Genomic DNA, 24,498 nt, shown 5'->3' on the forward strand with positions numbered 1-24,498 from the left:
TTGCCGCATCGAAACTACAGCCGGGTTGCCGGGTTCCGCCCGGCGACCCCGTGACACACTGAGATCGTCTCTATGGCTTGGCTTTGAGGAGGACGCCACCGTGGCTGCCGAGGAACACCACGAAGAGGTCTACGCGCCGGATCAGCTCAAGCCGGGAAACCGCAAGCGGGCCCAGAAGGGCGCGATCATCTCGGCCGTGGTCCTGCTGCTGTACTTCTGGGGCAACCAGCAGGGCAACACCGAGAAGGTGTGGCTGGTCCTGCTGGCCATCGGCCTGATCGTGGTCATCGTCGGCGACGCCGTGCTGCGGCGGGCGGGCCTGCGCTCCAACGACCAGTAGCGGTTGGTTCCGAGCACGAGAAAGAGGGGGCTTTCGCCCCCTCTTTTCTGTTCTGCTTCTTTACCGGTGGCGCAGCAGGATGTCCTTGACCTCGCGCAGCGCGGCGTCGACCTCGGCCTCGAAGTAGCCGTTCGGCACCAGCCCGAACTGGAGCATGTCCAGGTCGTTCTCGTTCACCGGCATCGGACCGCGGCCGGTCATCGCCTGGAGGATCCCCTCGAAGAGCCGGTCCACCTGGCTGGGGTCGTAACCGCTGCCGAAACGCCGCGGCTGGAACGTGCGCCGCAACTGGTCCACTCGGTGCAGCTCGCCACCCGGCTCGCCCAGCGGCGGGCCGAACTGCTGCTGCGGCGGGCCGTAGCCACCGGGCGGGCCGCTCATCGGGGCGCCCGGCATGGGCGAACCCGGCATCGCGGCGGGCATCGGCGGCTGGGCGTAGCCACCACGCGGGTCGAGACCACCGCGGTCGGGCATCCGGATCTCGGCGGTCATGTCCGTCTTGCCGTGCCGGCCCGGCTCGAAGCCGTCGTAGCCGCCCTGGTCGTAGCCACCCTGGTCGTAACCACGCTGATCGTAGGCCGGGGGCTGGTCGTAGCCCTGGTCGTAACCGGGCGGCGGACCGGGACGCTGCGGGGCCTGCTGGCCGTAGCCGGTGGGCTCGTCATAACGCCCGTAGGGGTCGGGCTGCTGCTGCTGCGCGGGCTGGCGCTGCGGCATCTGCGGGGGCATCTGCAGGCGCTCGGTCGGCGGGGCCATCCGGGCGGCGGCCGGGTTCATCCCCTGGCCGGGCATGCCCGGGTTCTGCGGGCCGCCGGGCGGGAGTTGGCCCATGCCGTTGCCCGGACCGAACTGGCCGGTGCGGTCCATCTGGCCGCGATCCATCTGGCCCCGATCCATCTGGCCGGGACCGCCGAACTGGCCCTGACCCATCGGGCCCTGACCCATAGGGCCGGGGCCCATGCCCTGCTGAGCGCCCATCATGCCGGGAGGGGGTCCCTGAGGCGCCGGCGGAACCGCGGAGAGGCCACCACGCATGGAATCGCGCATCGGGTCGGGCGCCGGGCGGCCGCCGCGCTCCTCGAACTCGGCGAGCTGCCGCTCGACCCGGTCCAGGTGGAGGTCGACCTGCCACTCGTCGTAGCCGCCGAAACGCACACGGAAGACGACGTCGTGCACTTCCTGCGCACCGACCGGCGGGCCCACCTGCTCCCCGGCCAGCGTCGCCTCGACCCGGTCCAGGAAGGCGTCGACCTCGTCGACCTTGTATCCACGCCGTAGCGCACGCCGCCGGAAACGCTGCCCCTGACTCGTCACAACGTCTCCCACTCCGTTTGCTGGGACCTGCGCCCAGTCACTGTGCCACCTCCGCGTCGGCTGCGGCGCCCCCTGCGCTCGCTTGCGTCAGCTCGCCCGCGGCCAGTTGGCCGCACGCGCCGTCGATCTCACGCCCCCGGGTGTCCCGCACGGTGGTCGAAACGCCGGCCTCTCGCAGCCGGCGGACGAACTCACGCTCGACCGGTTTGGGACTGGCATCCCACTTGCTCCCCGGCGTGGGGTTGAGCGGGATGAGATTCACATGGGCCAGCTTGCCGCGCAGAAGCTTGCCGAGCAGGTCGGCACGCCAGGGCTGATCGTTTACGTCCCGGATGAGGGCGTATTCGATGGACACCCGACGGCCGGTCTGTGCCGCGTAATCGAACGCGGCGTCGAGCACCTCGGCCACTTTCCAACGCTGGTTGACAGGCACAAGCTCATCGCGCAGATCATCATCGGGGGCATGCAGTGACAGCGCAAGAGTCACCGAGAGCTCTTCGGCTATCAACCGGCGCATTGCGGGCACCAAACCCACCGTGGACACCGTGATGTGCCGTTGTGACAGTCCGAGACCCTCCGGAGCCGGAGAGGTGAGGCGGCGAACCGTCTCGATCACCCGGGGATAGTTGGCGAGCGGCTCGCCCATCCCCATGAAGACCACACGCGACAGGCGGGGCGGCGAACCGGTGACCGCGCCCGAGGCCGCGACACCCGCCAGATAGACCACCTGGTCGACGATCTCGGCGACCGACAGGTTGCGGGTGAGGCCCTGCTGGCCGGTCGCACAGAACGGGCACGCCATGCCGCAGCCGGCCTGGCTGGAGACGCAGGCCGTCACCCGATCGGGGTAGCCCATCAGCACGCTCTCCACGAGCGCGCCGTCGTGCAGCTTCCACAGCGTCTTGCGGGTCGCGCCGTCGTCGCAGGCCTGCTCCCGGATCGGGGTCAGCAGTTGCGGGAAGAGCTCAGCGGTGAGCCGGTCGCGGGACGCCGCCGGCAGGTCGGTCATCTCCGCGGAGTCGCGCACCAGGCGGCCGAAGTAGTGGGTGGAGAGCTGCTTGGCGCGGAAAGCGGGCTCGCCGAGGCTCGCGACGGCGGTCTTGCGGCCGGCGAGGTCCAGGTCGGCGAGGTGCCGCGGGGGCATGCTGGGGCGACGACGGGTCGCCACCGCGTCGGGCTTGTCGGGGCTGATCGGGATGACCGGAAGAATCGTCATGGCGTATCCAGTCTCCCACGCCCGTCGAATCGGTCCCGCATAGCTGGCTCGGCCTTCACCGGGTCAGCTCGGCATGATGATCGAATAGAGGAGGTATGCCGTCGGAACGGCGAACAGGATGGAGTCCAATCGGTCCATCAGGCCACCGTGCCCGGGGAGGAGGTTGCTCATGTCCTTGATGCCGAGATCACGCTTGAGCATCGACTCGGCCAGGTCGCCGAGGACCGCCACCACCGAGATCACGGCGCCGAACAGCAGGCCGTAGTAGACCGGGACGTCGAGCAGGAAGAAGAGCAGCGCGCCGCTGCCGATCGCGGCGGCCGTCATCGAGCCGGCGAAACCCTCCCAGGACTTCTTCGGGCTGATCTTCGGCGCCATCGGGTGCCGGCCCAGGAAGACGCCCGCCGCGTAACCGCCGGTGTCCGAGAGCACCACCGCGACCAGGACGCCGATCACCCGGTAGGCGCCGTCGTCCGGCTGCACCAGCATCGCCGCGAAACTCAGCAGGAACGGCACGTAGACCGCGGTCAGCACGGTGGCGGTGAAGTCACGCCGGATCGCCTTGACGCCGTCGGCGAGGCTCCACAGCGTGGCCGCGCCGACCGTCACGATCAGGCCGAGCAGGAGGGCGTCGGGTCCGGCGTACCACGCGAGGCCGGTCATCAGGGCGGAGCCGGCCACCAGTGGGATCAGCGGGACCTTCGCCCCCGCGCCGGTCAGCGCCTTCGACATCTCCCAGACGCCGACGCCGGCCGCCGCGACCAGCACGACGAGCAGGGCCCGGCGCTCGATCAGCAGGGAGGCGAGGACGAGCAGGCCCAGGCTCAGGCCGACACCGATGGCCGCCGGAAGATTACGGCCGGCACGGCTCTTGCCCTTGTTCTGGCCACGGCCGGCACGACGCCGGCCCTTGGCGCCCTTCGGAGTCGGGACGTCCGTGCCCAGCTCGGTCACGGGTGAGTCCTCGTCCGGATATTCCGGTTGAGTCGGGGGTTGCGCCATCTGCCACGACTGGCTTTCTGTCGGTCGCTGAGGGCTTCCGGCCGGTGGGGGCCAGGCGGGGGGCTGCGGTGTCGGACCGGGCGTCTGCCCGGCACGCGGATCGAGGTAGGACATCAGAGTTCGAACAGCCCCGTCTTTCCGTCGCCTTTTGTTCTCCCCCCGGACAGGAGTCGGCCCCGAGCCTACTGCACACCGAAAGAGTGGAGACAAACGAAAGCCCGGTCTCGGCACGAAGGCACAGGACCGGGCAGACGTACGGCTGAAGTCAGACCTCGAGGAGTTCCGCTTCCTTGTGCTTCAAGAGCTCGTCGACGACCGCGACGTACTTGTGCGTGAGGTCGTCGAGCTCCTTCTCGGCGCGCCGGCCCTCGTCCTCACCGGTGTCGCCGTCCTTCACCAGCTTGTCCAGCTGGTCCTTGGCCTTGCGACGGATGTTGCGGATCGCGACCCGGCTGTCCTCGGCCTTGCCCCGGGCCACCTTGATCATCTCGCGGCGCCGCTCCTCCGTCATCTGCGGAAGGTGGATGCGCAGCTGGGTGCCCTCGTTGTTGGGGTTGACACCGAGGTCGGAGTCGCGGATCGCCCTCTCGATCGGGCCCAGCTGAGTCGCGTCGTACGGCTTGACGATCACCATGCGCGGCTCCGGAACACCGACCGACGCCATCTGGGTGACCGGCGTGGGCGCGCCGTAGTAGTCGACCAGGATCTTCGAGAACATCGCCGGGGTGGCCCGGCCGGTGCGGATGGCGGCGAACTCCTCCTTGGCGTGTTCGACCGCGCTGTCCATCTTCTCCTCGGCCTCGAAGAGGGTTTCCTCGATCACCGGCTCTTCTCGCCTCCTCGCTGTCTTCGGTGGTGCGGGATGTGGGGACGTGGGCGCACGCTCACGCGGTGATGAGGGTGCCGATCCGCTCGCCCGCGCACGCGCGCACGATGGTGTCGTCGCCCTCCGCGCCGAAGACCAGCATCGGCAGCTTGTTCTCCTCGCAGAGGCTGAAGGCGGCCTGGTCGGCGACCCGCAGACCCCGCTGCAGGAGTTCCTGGAACGTGATGTTCTCGAGCTTCTGAGCGGTCGGGTCGACCCGCGGGTCGGCGGTGTAGACGCCGTCGACGCCGTTCTTGCTCATCAGCACCATGTCGGCGTGGATCTCCAGCGCGCGCTGGGCGGTCACCGTGTCGGTGGAGAAGTACGGCATACCGGCGCCGGCGCCGAAGATGACGACCCGGCCTTTCTCCAGATGGCGGATCGCGCGCAGCGGAATGTACGGCTCCGCGACCTGGGCCATCGTGATCGCGGTCTGCACCCGCGTCTCGATGCCCTCCTTCTCCAGGAAGTCCTGGAGCGCCAGGCAGTTCATCACCGTGCCCAGCATGCCCATGTAGTCGGCCCGGTTCCGGTCCATGCCCCGCTTCTGCAGCTCGGCGCCGCGGAAGAAGTTGCCGCCGCCGACCACCACGGCCACCTGGATGCCACGCCTGTTCACGGTCGCGATCTGCCGCGCCAGCGATTGGACGACGTCGGGGTCGACGCCGACCGCGCCGCCGCCGAACACCTCGCCGGAGAGCTTGAGGACAACCCGCCGCGGCCGCATGGTCGGCGGGTTCTCGTCGACCGTGGCGGACTGCTCGGTCACCAATGTCATGAGACCCGCCTTCCCTTCAGTTTCTGCAGGAGACCTTATGCGACGGGGAGGCCGGTCGCTTTATCGCGTACCCGACCTCCCGTCATTGCCTTGTTGCCTTACTCCTGGCCGACCTCGTACCGGACGAACCGGGTGACCTCGATGCCGACCTCGCTGAGGACCTGCTTGACGGTCTTCTTGTTGTCGGTCACCGACGCCTGCTCGAGCAGGACGAAGTCCTTGAAGAAGGAGTTCACCCGGCCCTCGATGATCTTGGGCAGGGCCTGCTCCGGCTTGCCCTCCTCGCGAGCGGTCTGCTCGGCCACGCGGCGCTCGGTCTCGACGACCTCGGCCGGGACCTCCTCGCGGGTGAGGAACTTCGGGCGCATCGCGGCGATCTGCATGCCGACGCCACGGGCGTCCGCGTCAGCGGCCTCGTCGCTCTTGCCGGTGTACTCCACCAGGACGCCGACCTGCGGCGGGAGGTCCTGCGCCTTGCGGTGCAGGTAGACCGCGACGGTGCCGTCGAGGATCGTGAAGCGGTTCACGACGATCTTCTCGCCGATCTTCGCGGCGTACTCCTGGATCACGTCGGCGACGGTCTTGCCGTCCAGCTCGGCAGCGAGCAGACCGGCGGCGTCGGCCACCTTGTTCTCCTCGCCGAGCTTGACCAGGCGGTCGCCGAGGGCGACGAAGTCCGGGGTCTTGGCGACGAAGTCGGTCTCACAGTTCAGCTCGAGCAGAGCCTTGCCGGAGTGGGCGACGATGCCGTTGGCGGCGGTGCGGCCGGCACGCTTGCCGACATCCTTGGCGCCCTTGATGCGCAGGAACTCGACGGCCTTGTCGAAGTCGCCGTCGGCCTCGTCGAGCGCCTTCTTGCAGTCCATCATGCCGGCACCGGTGAGGTCGCGGAGCTTCTTGACGTCCGCGGCGGTGAAGTTAGCCATGACTCTTCTTTCGATGTCAGTTCGGGACTCGGCCGCCGCCGCTGCTCTCGCGGCGACGGCGGCCGAAACGCACCTGGGACTGAGCCGAATTACTCGGCGGGAACCGCAGCGACCGGCTCGGCGGCCGGAGCCTCAGCGGCCGGAGCCTCGGCCGCGGGGGCCTCAGCGGCGGGAGCGTCAGCGGCCTTCTTCTCGGCGCCCTCGTAGAGGTCGCGCTCCCACTCGGGCAGCGGCTCGCCGGCGGCGACGGTGCCCGCCTCGGGCTTCTCGTCGGCGTTGTTGTTGCGGCCCCGGCCGGAGCGGGCGATCAGGCCGTCGGCCACGGCGGCGGCGATGACCTTGGTCAGCAGCTCGGCGGAGCGGATCGCGTCGTCGTTGCCCGGGATCGGGAAGTCGACCTCGTCCGGGTCACAGTTGGTGTCCAGCACCGCGATGACCGGGATGCCCAGCTTGCGGGCCTCGTCGACGGCGATGTGCTCCTTCTTCGTGTCCACGACCCAGATCGCCGACGGCGTCTTGCTCATGTCACGCAGACCACCGAGGGTCTTGGTGAGCTTGGTCTTCTCACGGAAGAGCTGGAGGGTCTCCTTCTTGGTGTAACCGGCGGCGGTGCCGCTCAGGTCACCCAGAGCCTCGAGCTCCTTCATGCGCTGGAGGCGCTTGTAGACCGTCTGGAAGTTGGTCAGCATGCCACCCAGCCAGCGGTGGTTCACGTACGGCTGGCCGACCCGCGTCGCCTGCTCGGCGATGGCTTCCTGAGCCTGCTTCTTGGTGCCGACGAAGAGGATGCTGCCACCCTCGGCGACGGTGTCCCGCACGAAGCTGTAGGCCTTCTCGATGTAGTCGAGGGTCTGGCGCAGGTCGATGATGTAGATACCGTTGCGCTCGGTGAAGATGAAGCGCTTCATCTTCGGGTTCCAGCGCCGGGTCTGGTGCCCGAAGTGGACACCGCTCTCCAGCAGCTGGCGCATGGTCACGACGGCCATGGTGGTTCTCCCTGATCTGCCCTGGTTGTCACGCCCACCGGCGGTGAGCGTCCTGGCGCCCGGTCGGCGGCCACGGTCGGACCCGAAGGAGTCGGGACCAGGGAAGGCCGCCGCCGCCGGCCGCCGGCGCCGGGGAAACCGGCGAGACAGCACCTGCGGAGGGCGCGCGAGGTCGACCGCACGGGGCGGTCGCCGTTCACAAGCATACGCCAACGGACGGCGGAGGCCTGGGCAGCCCTAGGCCCCGCCGTCTATCACACCTAAAGGGCGCGCTGGGGTTTTCCACACTCCCGCGTCGTCCACAGGCCGCCGGGCGGCGGCCCGCGGTCCGTGCCAGCGTCCGGCGGCATGACGACTCAGCGAAGAGCGGTCGGCGCCTACGGCGAACGGCTGGCGGCCCGGCACCTGCAGGAGAGCGGCCTGGTCCTGCTGGACCGCAACTGGCGCTGCCCGGAGGGCGAGGTCGACCTGATCCTGCGCGACGGCGACGACGTGGTGTTCTGCGAGGTGAAGACGCGGCGGACGGCGACCTTCGGCCCGCCGGCCGCCGCGGTCGGCCGACGGAAGGTGCGCAAGCTGCGCCAACTCGCCGGCCGCTGGCTGGCCGAGACCGGGATCCGGCCGCGGGAGATCCGCTTCGACGTGGTCGAGGTGCTGCCGCAGCCACGTGGTGCCACCCGTCTCGTGCACATCAAGGCGGCGTTCTGATGAGCTACGCCCGCGTGCTCTGCGCCGGCCTGACCGGGGTGACCGGCCACCTGGTCGAGGTGGAGGCCGACCTCTCGATGGGCCTGCCCGCCCTGGTCCTCACCGGCCTGCCGGACACGGCGCTGCACGAGGCCCGCGACCGGGTCCGGGCCGCCGTCCTCAACTCCGGCCGCGACTGGCCCAACCGCCGCATCACCGTGAACCTCCTCCCGGCCGGCCTCCCGAAGCACGGCAGCGGCTTCGACGTGGCGGTCGCCGTCGCGATCCTGATCAGCGCCGGGGACCTGGCGCCCGAGCGGCTGGAGGGCGTGGCGCTCCTGGGCGAGCTGGGCCTGGACGGCACGGTCCGCCCGATCCGGGGCGTCCTCCCGATGGTCGCGGCGGTCGCGCGGACCGGCGTGGCCCGCGTGATCGTCCCCCTGGAGAACGCCCGGGAGGCCGGCCTGGTCCCCGGCGTGACGGTCCGGGCGGTCGACTCGCTGCGCCGCCTCGCCGAGTTCGCCCGCGGCGACGGGCTCCTCCTCGATCCCCCGCCGATCCCGGCCGATGTTCCGCGTCCCGAACCGGACCTGGCCGAGATCTCCGGCATGCGGGCCGCCCGCTACGCGCTGGAGATCGCCGCGGCGGGAGGCCACCACCTCGCCCTGGTCGGCCCGCCCGGCGCGGGCAAGACGATGCTGGCGGAGCGCCTTCCCTCGATCCTCCCGGAGCTGGACGACGAGGCGGCGCTGGAGGTCACCGCGCTCCAGTCGATCGCCGGCACGCTTCCGTCCGGCGGCGGCCTGCTCCGCCGTCCGCCGTTCCAGGCGCCGCACCATTCGGCGAGCACGGCTTCGCTCGTGGGAGGGGGACCGGGTCTCGCCCGTCCCGGCGCGATGTCGCTGGCTCACCGCGGCGTCCTCTTCCTCGACGAGATCACCGAGGTGGCACGCAGCACGCTCCAGGCGCTGCGCGAGCCGCTGGAGAGCGGGCGGGTGGTGCTGGCCCGGGTCCGGGGCATCACCGAGTACCCGGCCCGCGTCCAGCTCGTCGTCGCCTCGAATCCCTGCCCCTGCGCCTCGCCGGCCGGCGATCAGCACTGTGTCTGCTCGCGCACCGCCCGGCGGCGCTACCAGCAGAGGATGTCAGGACCGCTGCTGGACCGGATCGACATCAAGGTCGCCGTGCAGCCGCTGCGCGCCGCGCAGCTCAACGATCTGTCGGTGCCGCCCGAGCCGTCCGCGGTGGTCGCCGCCCGGGTGGCCCGGGCCCGCGACGCCGCCCGGGCCCGCTGGTCCGCGACCGGCTGGTCGCTGAACAGCGAGATCCCGGGGCCGGCCCTGCGGCGCCCGCCCTGGGGCCTGCCGCCGCCTGACACCGAGGTGCTGCGTCGCGCGCTCGATCGAGGCGCCCTGTCGGCGCGCGGCTTCGACCGGGCACTGCGGCTCGCCTGGACGATCGCCGACCTGGACGGGCGCGACCGGCCGGGTCCGGGCGACGTGGCCGAGGCCTACCAGCTGCGGATGGGCGAGCTCACCGTCCAGGACCGGGAGCGCAGCGATGACGCCGCCTGATGAGGAGCGGGTGGCCCGGGTGGCTCTCACGTGGTTGTTCGAGCCGGGGAATCGGGTGGTTTGGGAGTTGGTGCAGCAGGTGGGTGCCGGGGAGGCGCTGGCCGTGCTGCTCGGGGACGGGCTGCCGGGTGGGCGGCTGCGGGGAACGGTGGCGGCGCGGCTGAAGGCCGGGGATCCGCGGCGGTTCGCGGAGACGGCTCTGCGACGGGGTCACCGGATGGGGGCGCGGGTCGTGGTGCCGTCGGACGCCGAGTGGCCGGGCCGGGTGGACGATCTGGCCGGGCTGGAGGTGGAGAGCGGTGGGCGGGTCAACGCGGACACCAGGCCGCCGCTCTGTCTGTGGGTGCGGGGCGAGCCGCCGCTGGGCGAGTCCTTCGCACGGTCGGTCGCGATCGTGGGGGCGAGGGCGGCCAGCTCGTACGGGATTCACGTGGCCGGCGATCTGGCGCACTCGCTCGCCGAGCGGGGCTGGACGGTGGTCTCGGGCGGCGCGTTCGGGATCGATGCGGCGGCTCATCGGGGTGCGCTCGTGGCGGGCGGGCGTACCGTCGCGGTCCTCGCCTGCGGGGTGGAACGGCCCTATCCGGCGGGGAACGCCATGATGTTCGACCAGATCCTCGAGCAGGGGCTGGTGGTCAGCGAGTGGCCGCTCGGGGCGGAGCCGCTCAGGCATCGGTTCCTGATCCGCAACCGGGTGATCGCGGCCGCTACCGCCGGGACCGTCGTGGTGGAGGCGGCGGCGCGCAGTGGCGCGACGCAGACGATGAACCGGGTGCTGTCGCTGAGCCGGCCGGCCATGGTGGTGCCCGGTCCGGTGACCTCGGCGATGTCGGTCGGCTGCCACGCGATCCTGCGCGCCAGCCCGGACGCCCACGTCGTCACGTCCGCTGACGACGTGCTGGAGGACGTGGGGGCGATCGGCGAGTACCTGCCTCCGCCACCCCGCGGCGAGCACCGGGAGCGGGACGTGCTGGACGAGGAGTCGTCACTCGTCATGGAGGCGTTGCCGGCGCGGGGCTCGTCCACCGCCGAGGAGATCGCCGCGGCCGCCGGGCTGGATCTGCGGACCGTGCTTCGACGACTGTCTCTTCTGGAGCTGACCGGCTTGATCGTCCGCAGAGGAGACGGTGTCGCGCTCGCACGAAAGAGGGGGTGTTGACGCCGCGCCAGTTTAGAGGTGGTAAAGCACCATAGGAGTGATTCCGCCGGCATGATCGCGGCACACCGGCGACCGGCTCGACCCGCGCCGGTGATCGTCCGGCGGCGGATGGCCGGTGCTGCCGCGCGCCGGGGGTCGCGGCGCGCGAACGGGGTCAGTCCTCGGAGTCGTCCAGGTCGCGTCGATGGACCTTCATCCATGCTTCTACGTCCTCCACGAGCCAAACCTTGCCCTGAGCAAGGTCGGCGACCGGCTTCGGAAAGTCGGCTCGACTCGTGATCTGGTACGCCCGCTGACGGCTGACTCCGCCCAGCCGGATGCGAATCTCGTGTGCGCCCATGAGGCGGATCGGCTTCACTCCCACATGATCGACCGTAGGCGTGAGACTATTAGTCAAGGGTAAACTGTGTGTACGCCAGCTAGGTGTGGAGCAACTACGGTGGGTTCGCGTACCGCAGCTCAGCGCGGTGAAAGCCCGCCGGCTTGGAGGTCCCTCATGGCGTATGTCGAGCACACCTACGAACGACCACACTGGGGCTGCCGTGTGTGCGGCTTGCCGTGGCCCTGCGCTACCGCGAGAAAAGACCTGTCCACCGAGTACCGCGTCTATCCATCGTTGCTGTCGGTCTACACCGGCCATCTGATGTACGAGGCGCTCGGCGACATGTGGACGGACAACGTAACGCTGCCGGACCTCCACGAGCGATTCCTCGCCTGGGTGCCGCGCGACCCGGAGGAGCGATGACGACCCGCCAGTGGGATGGGACGATGGGCGGCGATGCGAACCCGTCAACTGCATGAGGCACTGCCGCCGACCCTGCGCCAGGCGGTGGACGACTTCGGGCAGCACCTGGCCGGAGTCGAGAACCGGTCGGAGCACACGGTCCGGGCCTACCTCGGCGATGTGGTCTCACTGCTGGACCACGCCGTCCGGGAGGGCCGGTACGGCCTCGACGACCTGGACATCACGGTGCTGCGCGGGTGGCTGGCCGCCCGGATGGGCGAGGGCGCTGCGCGTACCTCTCAGGCGCGGCGCGCGGCAGCGGCACGCGCCTTCACCGGCTGGGCCCACCGCGCCGGTCGCGCGTCCGACGACCCGGGCGCGCAGCTCGCCAGCCCGCGCGCGCACCGGAACCTTCCGGCCGTCCTCCGCGCCGACCAGGCCGAGGCGCTGGTCACCCAGCAGTCCGCGAAACACCGGCCGAAGGATCGGCAGGAGACGGCAGAGGACGAGCGACAGGCAGCAGAGGACCGGCCGGCGACCCCGGAGGGGATTCGTGATCGGGCGGTTCTGGAGATGCTCTACGCCACCGGCATCCGGGTCTCCGAGCTCTGCGGGCTGAACCGCGCCGACGTCGACCACGGGCGGCAGGTCGTGCGGGTGTTCGGGAAGGGCGCGAAGGAACGGGCCGTCCCCTACGGACACCCGGCCCGGGACGCGCTGGATCTCTGGCTGCGCGCCGGCTGGCCGGAACTGGCGAACCGGCTGAGCCGGGACGCGCTGTTCCTGGGGGCGAAGGGCGGCCGCCTGCAGCCGACGGTGGTGCGGCGGATCGTGGCGGGCGCGGCCCGGGCGGCGGGGCTGCCGCACACCAGCCCGCACGACCTGCGGCACTCCGCGGCCACCCATCTGCTCGACGGCGGCGCCGACCTGCGTGCGGTGCAGGAGCTGCTCGGGCACAGCTCGCTGTCGAGCACACAGATCTACACCCATGTGTCCACCGAGCGCCTGCGCGCGGCTTTCAAACAGGCACACCCCCGCGCCTGAGGACGTACGATCCGTCTATGAGCGCCGAAGATCCGCCCCGGTCCATACCCGGCGCCCGGCTGATGTTCTCGCTGGATCCGGCGGTGTCCTATCTGAACCACGGCGCGTTCGGGGCTGTCCCGATCAACGTGCAGCGCGCGCAGCAGCGTCTCCGCGACGAGATGGAGGCGAACCCGCTGCGCTTCTACGGCAGCGGGCTGCCCGACCGGATCGTCCACACCCGCCGGCACCTCGCCGCCTTCCTCGGCGCCGACCCGGACGGCAGCGCCCTCGTGCCGAACACCACCGCGGCGGTCTCGCTGGTCCTGCAGTCGATCCGGTTCGAGCCGGCCGAGGAAGTGCTGCTCACCGATCACTCCTATGGTGCGGTGGCGATGGCGGTGCGGCGTCAGTGCCGGCGTACCGGCGCGTCCGCGCGGACCGTGGCGATCCCGCTGGGCGCGACGGACACCGAGGTGGTCTCCCGGATCCGGTCCGCGTTGCGGCCCGGCCGGACCCGGCTCCTGGTGGTCGATCAGATCTCTTCGGCGACGGCTTCCCTCTTCCCTGTACGCGAGATGGTCGCCGCCGCGCGAGAACACGACATCCCGGTGCTCGTCGACGCCGCGCACGTGCCGGGCATGCTGCCCGTCGACGTCTCCGCGATCGGCGCCGACTTCTGGGTCGGCAACCTGCACAAGTGGGCGTGGGCGCCGCGGGGCACCGCCCTGCTCAGCGTGGCGCCGGAATGGCGGCGGCGGATCGACCCGCTCATCGTCTCCTGGGACCACGACGAGGGGTATCCACTGTCGGTGGAGATGCAGGGGACGATCGACTACACGCCCTGGCTGGCCGCTCCCGCCGGTGTCTTCACCCTGCGCACCCTCGGCTGGGAGGCGGTGCGGCAGCACAACGCGGAGCTGGCGGCGTACGGGCAGAGGGTTGTCGGTGCGGCCCTCGGCCTGGCGCCCTCCGACCTGCCCAGCCCCGCCGGGCCTGGGGTCTCCATGCGCGTGGTGCCGCTGCCGGCCGGGCTCGCGACGACGACGCCCGAGGCGATCGCGCTGCGCCAGCGGATCGCCGACAAGCTGGCGGTGGAGACCGCGGTGAACGCGTGGGGCGGCCGCGGCCTGCTCCGGCTGAGCGCCCAGGTCTACAACCGCCCGGAGGAGTACCTGCATCTGGCCGAGCACCTGCCCGCGCTGCTAGCGACCCTCCAGCGGTAACAGCCTGACCCGGCCCAGCCCGAGCAGCGCCAGCGGATCGAGGTAGTCGTCGCCGCGGCGCAGCCCCCAGTGCAGGCAGACCGGCTCGGGACAGCCGGCGTGACCGATTTCGATCGTGCCGAGCGGCTCACCCGCCACCACCCGGTCACCGCGCGAGACGCTCGCGGCGACCGGCTCGTAGGTGGTACGCAGACCGCCGGCGTGCGCCACGCTCACCACACCGCGCCCGGCCACCCGACCGGCGAAGACGACGGTCCCGGCGCCGGCCGCGCGCACCCCGGCGGACGGGCGGGCGGCGAGGTCGACGCCGCGATGCCCGGACAGCCAGCGCTCGGGTGGTGGATCGAAGCGCCGCAGGACGTGCGGTGACGCCATCGGCCACCGGAACGGAACCGGCGGCCGATCGGCGAACGTCGTGACGGCGAGCAGCAGACTCAGCAGGAAGGACATGCGGGCCAGCGTGCCCGGACGCCTCCCCGCTCGCGACCGGCCCTGTGGACGGCCGCGAACTGTGGAGAACCTATCCGCCGAAGCCCGGTTCGTCGGGCAGGGAGATGTCCGGCTTCTCCAGCTCCTCGACGTTCACATCCTTGAACGTCATGACCCGCACGTTCTTCACGAAGCGAGCCGGACGGTACATGTCCCAGACCCAGGCGTCGTGCATCTCCACCTCGAAGTACACCTCGCCGTCGGAGTTGCGCACATGCAGGTCGACCTGGTTGGCCAGGTAGAACCGGCGCTCGGTCTCCACCACGTAGGAGAACTGGCGGACGATGTCGCGGTACTCCCGGTAGAGCTGCAGCTCCATCTCGGTCTCGTACTTCTCGAGATCCTCTGCGCTCATCGTGTCTCGCCCTCCATGGCCTTATCTTCCCCCACCGAGACCGGTGGCTGAGGTTGTCCGCCCGACGCCACGCCGACGGTACCCTCAGCCGCCTCGGGAAGCAGCAGCGGCTCGGTAACGGCTGAGTCGAAGTCATCGGACTGGTCGAACAGTGTCGCCGCCGCCCGCTCCACGGGCCGGCGTGCCCGGGGCGGCCGGTTGACGCGCCCGGAGGCCGCGGCGACGTTCACGTATGAGAAGCGGTGCTCGGCACACGGCCCGTGCTCGCGCAGCGCGGCGGTGTGGTCGTCGGTGATGTAGCCCTTGTGCACGGCGAACCCGTACGCCGGGAACTTGTCGTGCAGCTCCACCATCAGCCGGTCCCGGGTGACCTTGGCCAGCACGCTGGCCGCCGCGACGCAGGCGGCGACCCGGTCGCCTTTCCACACCGCGAGGCCGGGCGCGCCCAGGCCGTCCACCGGGAAGCCGTCGGTCAGCACGTATTCCGGGCGGACGGTCAGCGACGCCAGCGCCCGGCGCATCGCCGCGAGGTTGCAGACGTGCAGGCCGCGGGCGTCCACCTCGGTCGGCGGGATGATCATCACGGACCAGGCCAGCGCCTTCGCCACCACCTGCTCGTAGACCCGCTCGCGGGCCGCGGGGGTCAGCAGCTTGGAGTCGGCCAGGCCGGGGATCTCGCCGCGCCGGCCCTCCGGCAGGATCGCAGCGGCCGCCACCAGCGGACCGGCACAGGCGCCACGGCCGGCCTCGTCGGCGCCGGCGACATGGCGGAACCCACGGCGCTGCAGAGCCTGCTCGAGCGCGTAGAGGCCCGCCTCCCGGCGGACGACGGTGCGGGGCGGAGCGAGCATCAGACGACCTCTCCCGCCGAGACGGCCCGCAGGAGCGTGGCGAGCTCCCTCGGGAAGATCTCCTCGGTGCTCGCCTCGATCTCGGCGGCCGACCACCAGCGGTGCTCGGTGATGGTCAGCTGCTCGGTCGCGTCCATCCCGGCGGTGTCGACCTGCCACTCGGCGACGCGCAGGACGAAGAATTCCTGATCTTGACGATAGTGCCCGCCGTCGAACTCGAACTCGGTCAGCTCCCGCCAGACCGGCGCGCCGAGATCGCCGGCCCGGGCGCGTAGCCCGGTCTCCTCGAACAGCTCGCGGGCCGCCGCCTCGGCGACCGTCTCGCCGGGCTCCAGGCCACCACCCGGGGTGAACCACCAGTGCTTGCCGGGCCGGGCCGGGTCGCCGCCGTGCAGCAACAGAACCCGCCCCGCCCGGTCGAGGAGCAGGACGCGGCCGGCACGGCGGTCAATCACGGTCACGGAACCAAGCCTATTGCGCTCGCGGGCGACCCGGCGAATCGGTCACTTGCCGGACGCGTTCGGGATCGACTCGTACGAATCCGGCACCGACAGCCAGGTGGCACGGCCCGCCGGCCAGAAGATGGTGAACGCGCGGCCGACGACGGAGTCGATCGGCACGGTCGCGTCGGCGAGCTTGCCGTCCTCGTCGGTCGCGGTGCTCTGCTCGTAGTGCTCCAGGGAGTCGCCGGAGGCCTCCCGGTGGTCGCCCATCACCCAGAGCCGGCCGGCCGGCACGGTGATGTCGAAGTTCTGATCGGCCACCTGGTTCCGGGTGCCGTCGTCCTCGGTGTAGATGTACGGCTCGTCGAGGGAGACGCCGTTGATCATGAGGCGCTGCTCGTTGTCGCAGCAGACGACGTTGTCACCGGGGGTGCCGATGACCCGCTTGATGAAATCCTCGCCCTCGGTGCCGGACTGCCACTCGGTCGGCGCCTTGAACACGATGATCTCGCCGCGACGGGGGTCGCGGAAGTCGTAGACGAGCTTGTTGACCAGAACGCGGTCCCAGACGTTGAGCGTGTGCTCCATCGACGGGGACGGGATGTAGAACGTCTGCAGGACGAAGGCGCGGACCAGAACCGCCACCAGGATCGCCACACCCAGCAGAATGGGTAGTTCGCGCCAGAACGAACCTTTGCGCTTCTCGGTCTGCTCGTCAATCACGCTCGGAGCCTACGTCGTCGAGTCACGAACGACATGCCGGAACGCGCGGATAAAACGACACCGAGCAGAAGCGGCAGAACCTCGCCGGCCACGACCGGGTCGGCTTCCCGATAGCGCGCCGGGTGGCCGGCCGCCGCCGTCGGATGCTCCGTCGCGAACTGTTTCCACACGTCAGGAACGCTGAGACTGGTGAAGTGATCACTCGGCCAGACCACCACGAAGGCGCGGCCGATGACGTTCTCGATAGGGACCGGCCCCTGGCAGCGGGCATCCTGGGAGACCGATCGGTGGTCGCCCATCACGAACATCTGCCCGGCCGGCACGGTCACCTCGTCGAACCGGCGGCTCGTGCACTGCCCGGGGATCGGCGGCTGGTTCAGGTCGGAGTTGAAACCCTCGGCGATGTACGGCTCGTCGATGCCGACCCCGTTGACGGTGATCCGGCCCTGATCGTCACAGCACGCGACCTTGTCACCCGGAAGGCCGATCACCCGTTTGATGAAGTCGCGCTCGCCGGGCCGGCTGACACCGACGAGGTCGCCGATCGTCCGGCCGAGCTTCGCGACGAACGCGTTGCTGACCGTCTCGGTCACCTCGGGCGCCCAGTCGTCGGTGCCCCGGAACACCACGACCTCGCCGCGGAGCGGATCGCGCATGTCGTAGACGACCTTGTTGACCAGGACCCGGTCCTTGATCTGGAGCGTGTTCTCCATCGACCCGGACGGGATGTAGAACGCCTGGACCAGGAAGGTCCGGATCAGCACAGCGAGGCAGAACGCCACCACGAGCAGCAGCGGCAACTCCTGCCAGAGCGGCATCTCCTTGCGCCGGATCATGCCCCGGCGCCGTCGGGACGGCGTATAGCCTTCCATCGGTTCCACGCTTCGCATCTCCTGCCGTCGACCCGGCCGAACCGCCCCCGGATACAGCACTACCGCCCGAGTTTCCCGGCTAGGGAAAGTTACGGGCGGTAGGTCTGAAAAGGTTCACCAGAACCGTCCGGCACGACCAAGCGTAGTTCGCCCACGCCCTGTCGCGCCGGACCAGGTCGGCCGTCAGACGGTCTGCTTCTCCCGAAGCTCCTTGATCTTGGCCTTCTTGCCACGGAGCTCGCGCAGGTAGTAGAGCTTGGCGCGGCGGACGTCACCACGGGTGATGACCTCGATCTTGTCGATCGCCGGGCTGTTGAACGGGTAGGTCCGCTCGACACCGACGCCGAAGCTGATCTTCCGGACCTTGAAGGTCTCCCGCAGGCCCGCACCGTGGCGAGCGATCACGACGCCCTGGAAGATCTGGACGCGGGAACGGTTACCTTCGACGACTCGTGCGTACACCTTGATGGTGTCACCGGCCCGGAAGTCCGGGGTGTCGGTGCGCACCGACTGGGCGTCAAGAGCGTCCAGCGTGTTCATCGCTGCATCCTCGTGCTATGGCGCACCGGGTGTTCGGTGCGCGATGGGTGATCCTGATCCCCCGCCACTCAAGGGGATCCTCGCCCCTCCCCGCGGCGCGGGTCGGAGACGGCAACCCCACTACTCTGCCACACCCGGCGGCGGGATCTGAAATCCGCCCTCCACCAGCGCCTTCCGGTCCTTAGCGTCCAGATTTTCCGGAGGATAGGCGGCCCACATGTCGGGGCGCCGGGTGGCGGTACGCACCATGCTCTGCACGCGCCGCCAGCGCGCGATCCGGCCGTGGTCGCCGGACCGCAGCACGTCCGGCACCTCGCGGTCGCGCCAGGACTGCGGCTTCGTGTAGACCGGGGCCTCCAGCAGACCCGCAGCGTGCGACTCCTCGGTCAGCGAGTCGGCGTTGCCGAGCACACCGGGCAGCAGCCGGGTGATCGCCTCCATGATCACGATGACCGCGACCTCGCCACCGAACAGCACGTAGTCGCCGAGCGAGACCTCGCGCACCGGCATCCGGTCCGCCGCGTCGTCGATCACCCGCTGGTCGATGCCCTCGTAGCGGCCGCAGGCGAAGACCAGGTGATCGAGGCCGGCCAGTTCGTGCGCGTCGGCCTGGGTGAACCGCTTGCCGACCGGCGACGGGATCACCAGGGTCGCGCCCGGCGTCGCCACCGCGTCCAGGGCCTCACCCCACGGCTCGGGGCGCATCACCATGCCGGGACCGCCGCCGTACGGGCTGTCGTCCACCGTCCGGTGCACGTCATAGGTCCAGGTACGCAGATCGTGCACGGAGAGGTCGAGCGTCCCGGTCGTCCGCGCCTTGCCGATCAGCGAGAGGTCGAGCGGGGCGAAGTAATCCGGGAAGATCGAGATGATGTCGACCTTCACAGGTCCAGCAGGCCTTCCGGGAGATCGACGATCACACGGCCGCCGTCGAGGTCCACGGTCGGCACCATCGCGGTGACGAACGGGATCAGCGCGGTCCCGCCGCCCGCCTTGGCGAGCACGATCAGGTCCGAGGACGGCGCATGGTCGATCCGCTGCACGGTGCCCAGCGCCGACCCGTCGACCGACTCGACCCGCAGCCCGATGAGCTGGTGGTCGTGGAACTCCTCGGGGTCCTCCGGGGGCGCCACATCGGCGCTGTCCACCTGGAGGTAGACGCCACGCATCGCCTCGGCGACGTTGCGGTCGTGGATGCCCTCGAAGACGGCGATGCCGCGGCCCTGATGCCAGCGGATCTGCTCGAGGACGAGCCGCTCGGGAACTTCGAAACGAGCGCCTTCAGCGGGAGCGCCCGCCGGGCCGGCGTTCACCCGGCGGTCCCTGGGGACCTCCGTGATGAACACCGACCCGACGGTGAAGCGTTCCTCGGGCTCGTCGGTCCGCACGACGACCGAGACCTCGCCCCGGATCCCGTGCGGCTTACCGATCTGGCCGACGACTAGCAGCATCGATCAGTACGCGTCGACGATGTCGACGCGGATGCCGCGGCCGCCGATCGACCCGATCACCTGACGCAGGGCCTTGGCCGTCCGGCCGCCGCGCCCGATGACCGTTCCCAGGTCCTCCGGGTGCACGCGAACCTCGAGCCGCTTGCCGCGGCGCGAGTCGACCAGGCGAACCCGGACGTCGTCCGGGTTGTCGACGATGCCCTTGACGAGGTGCTCCAGCGCGGGCCGGAGCGCCCCGTCAGCTTGCGTCGGCGCCGGCACCGGCCGGGTCCTGTGCAGTCTCGGCGACGGCCTCACGGTTCGGCTCGGCCGGGTCGGCAGCCTTGGTGTCGGCCGGGCGAGCCTCGGCGACCTCCGGAGCAGCGGCCTTCTTCGACTTCGGCGTGGTGGCCGGCTTGGTGTCGGCGACACCGGCAGCGGCCTTCGCCTCTTCGTGGTAGATCTCGGTCTTGCTCTGCTTGCTCGGCGCGACGAGCAGCGGCGGCGGGGCCGGCAGGCCCTTGAACTGCTGCCAGTCGCCGGTCTTCTCGAGGATGCGCTGCACGGCCTCGCTCGGCTGAGCGCCGACGCCGAGCCAGTACTGGACGCGCTCGGACTTGACCTCGATCACCGAGGGGTGTTCCTTCGGCTGGTAGATGCCGACGTACTCGATGGCGCGGCCGTCGCGCTTGGTGCGCGAGTCGGCGACGACGATGCGGTACTGCGGGTTGCGGATCTTGCCCATCCGCAGGAGCCGGATCTTAACGGCCACGGTGTTTTCGCTCCTGATGACTGCGTGGGTGAAGCCGACCGGAACCCACGTGGGGATGCGGGACCGATGCCTCGTGGACTGGCGGAGCGATCAGGGGTTAGAGGGCGCCTGTCGCATGCCGGATACCAACAACTCATTCTGCCAGATGAGAGCGGCCGTTTCCCAACCGGGCCCCGGGTCGGTCCCAGCCGGGCGGGATCTCCAGCGGCGCCACCTCGTCCGGACCGGGCCGGAAGTCCGTCCAGGTGCCGTCGAAGGGGAAGTCGCCGGCCTCGATCTTCTTGATCACCCGGCGGCCCTCGGCCCACACCGCGTCCGGATCCGGCACCCAGTAGTGCTCGGGTAGGGCGAGACGCTCGGCGAACTCGTCCTCGTCCTTCCAGCGCCAGGTGCGATCAGGCCGGGCCACCACATCCAGGTCCTGGTCGATCACGTCGACGCCGCCCAGATCACCGTCGTCCCAGCGCACCGCGTGCTCCTCGAGGTTCACGTACCACTCGCGGAACTCGCCGCCCTCGGTGCGGAAGAACCAGACCGAGTGCTCGCCCTCGGCCGGCACGAACATCAGGATGCCCGGGCCGTTCCACCGGGCCGGGACCAGGCGGCGCTCGGTGGCCGACCACTCGGCGAACGGCATGTCCCGCACGCCCCGGCCGTCCACGGCCACCTCGTTCACCACCGCCGAGCCGCGGGGCAGCCAGAGCAGCAGCCCGCGGTCGTCGTCGGAGATCACGAGGCAGGGCCGGACGTGGACCAGCCGGCCGCCCGAGAAGTTCCGGTAGACGACCGGCCGGCCCGCGACGAAACGCATCGTCAGTACGAGCGGCCCAGGTAGGCGATCAGGTCCGGCTCGTCGTCCGACTCCGGCATCGAGCCGTCCTCGCGGGTCAGGCAGCGGACGGTGACCGCCTTGCCGTTCGCCTCCTTCTCGCCGGCCTCGCCGACCGCCGACCACGGCACCCGGGCGAAACCGGTCTGCGACGCCTCGATCGCCTCGCCGAGGGTCTTCACGTCGACGGTGTGCTCCACCCGGAACGCCAGCGCGTCATCGAACATCCGCTGCTGGTCGGCCTTGAGCGCGCTGGTGACCGCGCCCACCACGTCGGCGAGCGGGATCGGGGACTTGCTGCCGTCGATCCGGCGGGCGACCGTCACGTTCCCGGTCGCGAGGTCCCGCGGACCCACCTCGACGCGGATCGGGATGCCCTGGAGTTCGGCGTCCACGGCGCGGCGGCCGAAGGGGATGTCGGCCCGGTCGTCGAGCTTCACCCGTACGCCGGCGGTCTTGAGCTCCTCGCTCAGCTTGACCGCCGCTTCAGTGACGCCCTCGCCCGCCTTGACCACCATGATCTGCACCTGGATCGGCGCGAGGCGCGGCGGAAGCCGCAGGCCGTTGTCGTCGCCGTGCACCATGATCAGACCGCCGAGCATCCGCGTCGACGTGCCCCATGAGGTGGTCCAGGCGTGCTCGACGGTGCGGTCGGCCGACGAGTACGTGATGTCGAACGCCTTCGCGAAGTTCTGCCCGAGCTCGTGCGACGTGCCCATCTGCAGGGCCTTGCCGTCACGCATCATGGCCTCGACGGTCATCGTGTTCGTCGCGCCGGCGAAACGCTCGCCCTTGGTCTTGCGGCCCGGGATGACCGGGATCGCCAGGATCTCCTCCATGAACGCCTGGTAGACGTTGTGGTGGATGTCGCGGGCGTGCTCGCGCGCGTCCTGCTCGGTCGCGTGCGCGGTGTGCCCCTCCTGCCAGAGGAACTCGGTGGTCCGCAGGAAGGTACGCGGCCGCAGCTCCCAGCGCACCACGTTGGCCCACTGGTTCAGCAGCAAGGGCAGATCACGGTACGAGTCGACCCACTTCGCCATGAACTCGCCGATGACCGTCTCACTGGTCGGGCGGACCACCAGCGGCTCGGCGAGCTCCTTGCCACCGGCGTGGGTGACCACGGCGAGCTCCGGCGAGAAGCCCTCCACGTGGTCGGCCTCGCGGCGCAGGTAGTTCTCCGGGATGAAGAGCGGGAAGTAGGCGTTCTGCACGCCGGCCGCCTTGATCCGGGCGTCCATGTCGGCCTGCATCCGCTCCCAGATGGCGTAGCCCACCGGCCGGATCACCATCGTCCCGCGCACCGGGCCGTTGTCGGCGAGTTGCGCCTTGGCGATCAGGTCCTGGTACCAGCGGGGAAAGTCCTCCGCACGGGGAGTGAGCACGCGAGCCATGAGGAGACATCCTAGTCGCGGCCGTACCGCAACCTGCCGGGTGGGCGTCCCGTGTCCTTTTCTGTGAAGGTCGACTTCGACGTGTTCTACCGGGACACCTCCCGGCGGCTGATGCGGTACGCCTACGGGCTCACCGGCGATCCGGGCGAGGCGCAGGACCTGGTGCAGGAGGCGTACGCCCGGGCCTGGCAGCGCTGGCGGCGGGTGTCGGCGTACGAGGACCCGGAGGCGTGGCTGCGCCTCGTCGTGAACCGGCTCTCCACCGACCGCTGGCGGCGGCTGTTCGTGCGCCGCGATCACGCCGCCGCCCAGCTGCCGGGCCCGTCCGTCCCGCCGCCCTCCGAGGACGTGGTCCTGCTGGTCCGGGCCATGCGCACGCTGCCCGCCGCGCACCGCCGGGCGCTCGCGCTGCACTACCTGCTGGACCGCTCGGTCGCCGACATCGCCGAGGAGACCGGCGCCACCACCAGCACCGTCAAGTCGTGGCTGTTCCGCGGGCGGGCTGGCCTCGCCGCCGCTCTCGGCCTGGACAGCCCGGAAGGAGTCCGCCGTGTCCGCTGATCTGGAGAGGATGTTCGAGGCGGCGGGACGGCACGCGGACACCTACCCCCTCGCGGAGCTGACCGAGGTGCGGCGGCGCGGCGCCCGGCGCAAGCGGATCCGGGCCGCCGTGGCGTCCGGCGCCGCGGTGCTCGTGATCCTGGCCGGGGCCGGCGTCGTGTGGCAGCGGCGGCACGCCGAGCCGATCCTGCCGGCGACCACACCGGCCCGGGTGCGCGGGATGGAACCGGTCGGCGAGCCGCTGCGCGCCCCGGCCGGCTCGACCTGGGACACCGCGCGGGTCGCCGGCGACCGCGGGTACGGGCTCACCACGAGCCCGGACAGCAGGGTGTACGCCACCGGCGCCGCGAGCTGGGTCTCCGAGTCGTTCGGTGAGCTCGGCTACGACGAGGGGCCGATCGCGGCACCAGAGACGCTGATCGTCAGGACCGGCACGGCCCTGCTCTTCCACGACCCGGGCACCGGCACGCGGCGGTGGGAGCTGCCCACCGGCGGCGACGACCGGTTCGAGCTGTACACCGGCCTGATCGTCCGGATCGACGGCGGCAGCCACGCCGTCGAGGCCTTCGACGTGGTCACCGGCGCCCGGCTCTGGTCGGTGCCGCCCGGCGACGACCGTCCCGCCGAACTCGCCGGGATGCGGACCGCAGCGGACCCCGGCGAGATCGACCCGGCCGGCGGCGGGCCGTTCGGGCAGACGAAGTTCGCGAAGGCGTTCCCGCTCACCGGCGACCGGCTGGCCGTCGTCACCACCGGCGGCGTCGTCGCGATCCGGGACGTCCGGACCGGCGAGCTGGTCTCGTCGGTTCCGGCCGCCCCCGCCATGCCGGGCACCGCCGTGGCGTACGACGGCGTCGTCTACACCGTCTCGCGGGCCGGAGACGGAACGCGCGAAGTCCACGCCACCGGCGCCACCTCGTCACGGGTGGTCTTCGGCGACCGGCGGGCGTTCACCGGCTCCTTCCCGTGCGGCACGGCCCGGCTCTGCGTCTACGAGCAGCGGGACTCCGGGACGTACCTGCTGGTCGTCGACGCCGCCGACGGCCGGGTGGTCCGGGAGACGCCGTTCCCGTACGACCCCGGCGTCTCGTCGGCCCGGCTCGGCCGCATCGTGGTCTCCACCACGTCCGGGACCGGGCAGCGGACCGTGATCCTCGGCGCGGACGGCCGGGTCCTCGCCGACGTGCCGGGCGTGGGCGGGTTCATCGACGACGGCAACGTGCTGGCGCTGGTCCGCGACGACGCCACCGGCCGGTTCACCGCCGTGGGGATCTCCGCTGTGGACGGGCGGCAGATCCCGCTCGGCACCATGCCGGAGATCTCCGGACGCTGCGACTGGAGCGCCGACCGGCTGGCCTGCCCGGCCGGGTCCGAGCTGTGGACGTGGAGATTCGTGCGCTGAGACGCAACCCGGCAGCGCCG

Annotated in this window: 30 protein-coding genes; 9 read left to right on the top strand and 21 right to left on the bottom strand. The window is 70.8% G+C overall.

The window, feature by feature from the left end:
- The first annotated feature begins 100 nt into the window (after positions 1 to 100).
- Positions 101 to 340 carry a DUF2631 domain-containing protein gene (locus EP757_RS05095; RefSeq protein WP_127543045.1) on the top strand — a complete coding sequence of 80 codons (240 nt, stop codon included), beginning with the start codon at positions 101 to 103 and terminating at the stop codon, positions 338 to 340.
- Between the two features lie 60 nt (positions 341 to 400).
- Here EP757_RS05095 and EP757_RS05100 read toward each other — a convergent pair whose 3' ends face one another.
- The 7 genes from EP757_RS05100 to rpsB form a co-directional block, all read right to left on the bottom strand.
- Positions 401 to 1,654: a DivIVA domain-containing protein gene (locus tag EP757_RS05100; protein ID WP_127543046.1), complete on the bottom strand. Its 1,254-nt coding sequence runs from the start codon at positions 1,652 to 1,654 to the stop codon at positions 401 to 403.
- 37 nt (positions 1,655 to 1,691) lie between these two features.
- On the bottom strand, positions 1,692 to 2,870 hold the full coding sequence (gene rlmN, locus EP757_RS05105) for a 23S rRNA (adenine(2503)-C(2))-methyltransferase RlmN (RefSeq protein WP_127543047.1): 1,179 nt from the start codon (positions 2,868 to 2,870) through the stop codon (positions 1,692 to 1,694).
- A gap of 63 nt (positions 2,871 to 2,933) precedes the next feature.
- The gene (locus tag EP757_RS05110) at positions 2,934 to 3,986 is read right to left on the bottom strand and encodes a phosphatidate cytidylyltransferase (protein ID WP_127543048.1); all 1,053 of its coding nucleotides are present in this window, start codon (positions 3,984 to 3,986) and stop codon (positions 2,934 to 2,936) included.
- Positions 3,987 to 4,137: 151 nt separating this feature from the next.
- Positions 4,138 to 4,695, bottom strand: a complete 558-nt coding sequence (gene frr, locus EP757_RS05115) for a ribosome recycling factor (RefSeq protein ID WP_127543049.1) — start codon at positions 4,693 to 4,695, stop codon at positions 4,138 to 4,140.
- Between the two features lie 61 nt (positions 4,696 to 4,756).
- Positions 4,757 to 5,464, bottom strand: a complete 708-nt coding sequence (gene pyrH, locus EP757_RS05120) for a UMP kinase (protein WP_232050635.1) — start codon at positions 5,462 to 5,464, stop codon at positions 4,757 to 4,759.
- A gap of 149 nt (positions 5,465 to 5,613) precedes the next feature.
- Positions 5,614 to 6,441: a translation elongation factor Ts gene (gene tsf, locus EP757_RS05125; protein ID WP_127543051.1), complete on the bottom strand. Its 828-nt coding sequence runs from the start codon at positions 6,439 to 6,441 to the stop codon at positions 5,614 to 5,616.
- An 89-nt stretch (positions 6,442 to 6,530) separates the two neighbouring features.
- Positions 6,531 to 7,427, bottom strand: a complete 897-nt coding sequence (gene rpsB, locus EP757_RS05130; RefSeq protein WP_127543052.1) for a 30S ribosomal protein S2 — start codon at positions 7,425 to 7,427, stop codon at positions 6,531 to 6,533.
- A 348-nt stretch (positions 7,428 to 7,775) separates the two neighbouring features.
- On the opposite strand from rpsB, the gene EP757_RS05135 reads away from it, so the two are divergent.
- The 3 genes from EP757_RS05135 to EP757_RS05145 are packed head-to-tail and all read left to right on the top strand — an operon-like array spanning position 7,776 to position 10,847.
- Positions 7,776 to 8,135 carry a YraN family protein gene (locus EP757_RS05135; protein WP_127543053.1) on the top strand — a complete coding sequence of 120 codons (360 nt, stop codon included), beginning with the start codon at positions 7,776 to 7,778 and terminating at the stop codon, positions 8,133 to 8,135.
- Positions 8,135 to 9,688, top strand: coding sequence for a YifB family Mg chelatase-like AAA ATPase (locus tag EP757_RS05140; protein WP_127543054.1), 1,554 nt, complete (start codon positions 8,135 to 8,137; stop codon positions 9,686 to 9,688). Before EP757_RS05135 ends, EP757_RS05140 begins: the two co-directional genes overlap by 1 nt.
- Entirely contained in the window at positions 9,675 to 10,847 is a 1,173-nt protein-coding gene (locus EP757_RS05145) for a DNA-processing protein DprA (RefSeq protein WP_127543055.1), read from the top strand. Before EP757_RS05140 ends, EP757_RS05145 begins: the two co-directional genes overlap by 14 nt.
- A gap of 154 nt (positions 10,848 to 11,001) precedes the next feature.
- Here the strand turns inward: EP757_RS05145 and EP757_RS05150 are convergent, their stop codons facing one another.
- Complete coding sequence (locus EP757_RS05150; protein ID WP_127554092.1) at positions 11,002 to 11,187, bottom strand: DNA-binding protein; 186 nt, start codon at positions 11,185 to 11,187, stop codon at positions 11,002 to 11,004.
- A 156-nt stretch (positions 11,188 to 11,343) separates the two neighbouring features.
- Between EP757_RS05150 and EP757_RS05155 the strand changes: the two genes are divergently transcribed.
- Genes EP757_RS05155 through EP757_RS05165 form a run of 3 tightly spaced genes read left to right on the top strand, consistent with a single transcriptional unit; the run spans position 11,344 to position 13,820 of the window.
- Positions 11,344 to 11,592 carry a hypothetical protein gene (locus EP757_RS05155; protein WP_127543056.1) on the top strand — a complete coding sequence of 83 codons (249 nt, stop codon included), beginning with the start codon at positions 11,344 to 11,346 and terminating at the stop codon, positions 11,590 to 11,592.
- 33 nt (positions 11,593 to 11,625) lie between these two features.
- Positions 11,626 to 12,615, top strand: coding sequence for a tyrosine recombinase XerC (locus EP757_RS05160; protein WP_370457772.1), 990 nt, complete (start codon positions 11,626 to 11,628; stop codon positions 12,613 to 12,615).
- Between the two features lie 17 nt (positions 12,616 to 12,632).
- Positions 12,633 to 13,820, top strand: coding sequence for an aminotransferase class V-fold PLP-dependent enzyme (locus EP757_RS05165; protein WP_127543058.1), 1,188 nt, complete (start codon positions 12,633 to 12,635; stop codon positions 13,818 to 13,820).
- Here the strand turns inward: EP757_RS05165 and EP757_RS05170 are convergent.
- The 13 genes from EP757_RS05170 to proS form a co-directional block, all read right to left on the bottom strand.
- A complete protein-coding gene (locus EP757_RS05170; RefSeq protein WP_127543059.1) occupies positions 13,800 to 14,270 on the bottom strand; it encodes a murein hydrolase activator EnvC in 471 nt (156 codons plus the stop codon). The two genes, EP757_RS05165 and EP757_RS05170, sit on opposite strands and share 21 nt — an antisense overlap.
- Positions 14,271 to 14,340: 70 nt before the next feature.
- Positions 14,341 to 14,664 carry a DUF2469 domain-containing protein gene (locus EP757_RS05175; RefSeq protein WP_067505225.1) on the bottom strand — a complete coding sequence of 108 codons (324 nt, stop codon included), beginning with the start codon at positions 14,662 to 14,664 and terminating at the stop codon, positions 14,341 to 14,343.
- On the bottom strand, positions 14,661 to 15,515 hold the full coding sequence (locus EP757_RS05180; RefSeq protein WP_127543060.1) for a ribonuclease HII: 855 nt from the start codon (positions 15,513 to 15,515) through the stop codon (positions 14,661 to 14,663). The genes EP757_RS05175 and EP757_RS05180 overlap by 4 nt, the downstream gene beginning before the upstream one ends.
- Complete coding sequence (locus EP757_RS05185) at positions 15,515 to 15,976, bottom strand: NUDIX hydrolase (RefSeq protein WP_127543061.1); 462 nt, start codon at positions 15,974 to 15,976, stop codon at positions 15,515 to 15,517. The genes EP757_RS05180 and EP757_RS05185 overlap by 1 nt, the downstream gene beginning before the upstream one ends.
- Positions 15,977 to 16,018: 42 nt before the next feature.
- Positions 16,019 to 16,681 carry a signal peptidase I gene (gene lepB / locus EP757_RS05190; RefSeq protein ID WP_127543062.1) on the bottom strand — a complete coding sequence of 221 codons (663 nt, stop codon included), beginning with the start codon at positions 16,679 to 16,681 and terminating at the stop codon, positions 16,019 to 16,021.
- On the bottom strand, positions 16,678 to 17,571 hold the full coding sequence (lepB, locus tag EP757_RS05195; RefSeq protein WP_127543063.1) for a signal peptidase I: 894 nt from the start codon (positions 17,569 to 17,571) through the stop codon (positions 16,678 to 16,680). The genes lepB (EP757_RS05190) and lepB (EP757_RS05195) overlap by 4 nt, the downstream gene beginning before the upstream one ends.
- Before the next feature lie 165 nt (positions 17,572 to 17,736).
- Positions 17,737 to 18,093, bottom strand: a complete 357-nt coding sequence (gene rplS / locus EP757_RS05200) for a 50S ribosomal protein L19 (protein ID WP_127543064.1) — start codon at positions 18,091 to 18,093, stop codon at positions 17,737 to 17,739.
- 120 nt (positions 18,094 to 18,213) lie between these two features.
- The gene (trmD, locus tag EP757_RS05205; protein ID WP_127543065.1) at positions 18,214 to 18,978 is read right to left on the bottom strand and encodes a tRNA (guanosine(37)-N1)-methyltransferase TrmD; all 765 of its coding nucleotides are present in this window, start codon (positions 18,976 to 18,978) and stop codon (positions 18,214 to 18,216) included.
- A complete protein-coding gene (gene rimM, locus EP757_RS05210) occupies positions 18,975 to 19,541 on the bottom strand; it encodes a ribosome maturation factor RimM (protein ID WP_174262512.1) in 567 nt (188 codons plus the stop codon). The genes trmD and rimM overlap by 4 nt, the downstream gene beginning before the upstream one ends.
- 6 nt (positions 19,542 to 19,547) lie before the next feature.
- On the bottom strand, positions 19,548 to 19,805 hold the full coding sequence (locus EP757_RS05215) for an RNA-binding protein (protein WP_111651360.1): 258 nt from the start codon (positions 19,803 to 19,805) through the stop codon (positions 19,548 to 19,550).
- Positions 19,783 to 20,295, bottom strand: a complete 513-nt coding sequence (rpsP, locus tag EP757_RS05220) for a 30S ribosomal protein S16 (RefSeq protein ID WP_127543067.1) — start codon at positions 20,293 to 20,295, stop codon at positions 19,783 to 19,785. Before rpsP ends, EP757_RS05215 begins: the two co-directional genes overlap by 23 nt.
- Before the next feature lie 133 nt (positions 20,296 to 20,428).
- Entirely contained in the window at positions 20,429 to 21,106 is a 678-nt protein-coding gene (locus EP757_RS05225) for a DUF402 domain-containing protein (RefSeq protein WP_127543068.1), read from the bottom strand.
- A gap of 2 nt (positions 21,107 to 21,108) precedes the next feature.
- Positions 21,109 to 22,515, bottom strand: a complete 1,407-nt coding sequence (gene proS / locus EP757_RS05230) for a proline--tRNA ligase (RefSeq protein WP_127543069.1) — start codon at positions 22,513 to 22,515, stop codon at positions 21,109 to 21,111.
- A gap of 51 nt (positions 22,516 to 22,566) precedes the next feature.
- Between proS and EP757_RS05235 the strand changes: the two genes are divergently transcribed.
- Together EP757_RS05235 and EP757_RS05240 are read left to right on the top strand one after the other, a co-directional pair.
- The gene (locus EP757_RS05235) at positions 22,567 to 23,076 is read left to right on the top strand and encodes a SigE family RNA polymerase sigma factor (RefSeq protein ID WP_255435439.1); all 510 of its coding nucleotides are present in this window, start codon (positions 22,567 to 22,569) and stop codon (positions 23,074 to 23,076) included.
- A complete protein-coding gene (locus EP757_RS05240; RefSeq protein WP_127543070.1) occupies positions 23,066 to 24,478 on the top strand; it encodes a PQQ-binding-like beta-propeller repeat protein in 1,413 nt (470 codons plus the stop codon). The genes EP757_RS05235 and EP757_RS05240 overlap by 11 nt, the downstream gene beginning before the upstream one ends.
- Positions 24,479 to 24,498 lie beyond the last annotated feature (20 nt).

This window comes from Actinoplanes sp. OR16, from assembly GCF_004001265.1.
Lineage (GTDB): Bacteria > Actinomycetota > Actinomycetes > Mycobacteriales > Micromonosporaceae > Actinoplanes.

What these genes read in the sequence shown, in the direction of transcription:
- rlmN (WP_127543047.1), bottom strand. Translation starts at nt 2,870, where the DNA reads ATGACGATTCTTCCGGTCATCCCGATCAGCCCCGACAAGCCCGACGCG.
- EP757_RS05110 (WP_127543048.1), bottom strand. Translation starts at nt 3,986, where the DNA reads ATGTCCTACCTCGATCCGCGTGCCGGGCAGACGCCCGGTCCGACACCG.
- pyrH (WP_232050635.1), bottom strand. Translation starts at nt 5,464, where the DNA reads ATGCGGCCGCGGCGGGTTGTCCTCAAGCTCTCCGGCGAGGTGTTCGGC.
- tsf (WP_127543051.1), bottom strand. Translation starts at nt 6,441, where the DNA reads ATGGCTAACTTCACCGCCGCGGACGTCAAGAAGCTCCGCGACCTCACC.
- rpsB (WP_127543052.1), bottom strand. Translation starts at nt 7,427, where the DNA reads ATGGCCGTCGTGACCATGCGCCAGCTGCTGGAGAGCGGTGTCCACTTC.
- EP757_RS05135 (WP_127543053.1), top strand. Translation starts at nt 7,776, where the DNA reads ATGACGACTCAGCGAAGAGCGGTCGGCGCCTACGGCGAACGGCTGGCG.
- EP757_RS05140 (WP_127543054.1), top strand. Translation starts at nt 8,135, where the DNA reads ATGAGCTACGCCCGCGTGCTCTGCGCCGGCCTGACCGGGGTGACCGGC.
- EP757_RS05145 (WP_127543055.1), top strand. Translation starts at nt 9,675, where the DNA reads ATGACGCCGCCTGATGAGGAGCGGGTGGCCCGGGTGGCTCTCACGTGG.
- EP757_RS05150 (WP_127554092.1), bottom strand. Translation starts at nt 11,187, where the DNA reads ATGGGCGCACACGAGATTCGCATCCGGCTGGGCGGAGTCAGCCGTCAG.
- EP757_RS05155 (WP_127543056.1), top strand. Translation starts at nt 11,344, where the DNA reads ATGGCGTATGTCGAGCACACCTACGAACGACCACACTGGGGCTGCCGT.
- EP757_RS05160 (WP_370457772.1), top strand. Translation starts at nt 11,626, where the DNA reads ATGCGAACCCGTCAACTGCATGAGGCACTGCCGCCGACCCTGCGCCAG.
- EP757_RS05165 (WP_127543058.1), top strand. Translation starts at nt 12,633, where the DNA reads ATGAGCGCCGAAGATCCGCCCCGGTCCATACCCGGCGCCCGGCTGATG.
- EP757_RS05170 (WP_127543059.1), bottom strand. Translation starts at nt 14,270, where the DNA reads ATGTCCTTCCTGCTGAGTCTGCTGCTCGCCGTCACGACGTTCGCCGAT.
- EP757_RS05175 (WP_067505225.1), bottom strand. Translation starts at nt 14,664, where the DNA reads ATGAGCGCAGAGGATCTCGAGAAGTACGAGACCGAGATGGAGCTGCAG.
- EP757_RS05180 (WP_127543060.1), bottom strand. Translation starts at nt 15,515, where the DNA reads ATGCTCGCTCCGCCCCGCACCGTCGTCCGCCGGGAGGCGGGCCTCTAC.
- lepB (WP_127543063.1), bottom strand. Translation starts at nt 17,571, where the DNA reads ATGCGAAGCGTGGAACCGATGGAAGGCTATACGCCGTCCCGACGGCGC.
- rplS (WP_127543064.1), bottom strand. Translation starts at nt 18,093, where the DNA reads ATGAACACGCTGGACGCTCTTGACGCCCAGTCGGTGCGCACCGACACC.
- EP757_RS05225 (WP_127543068.1), bottom strand. Translation starts at nt 21,106, where the DNA reads ATGCGTTTCGTCGCGGGCCGGCCGGTCGTCTACCGGAACTTCTCGGGC.
- proS (WP_127543069.1), bottom strand. Translation starts at nt 22,515, where the DNA reads ATGGCTCGCGTGCTCACTCCCCGTGCGGAGGACTTTCCCCGCTGGTAC.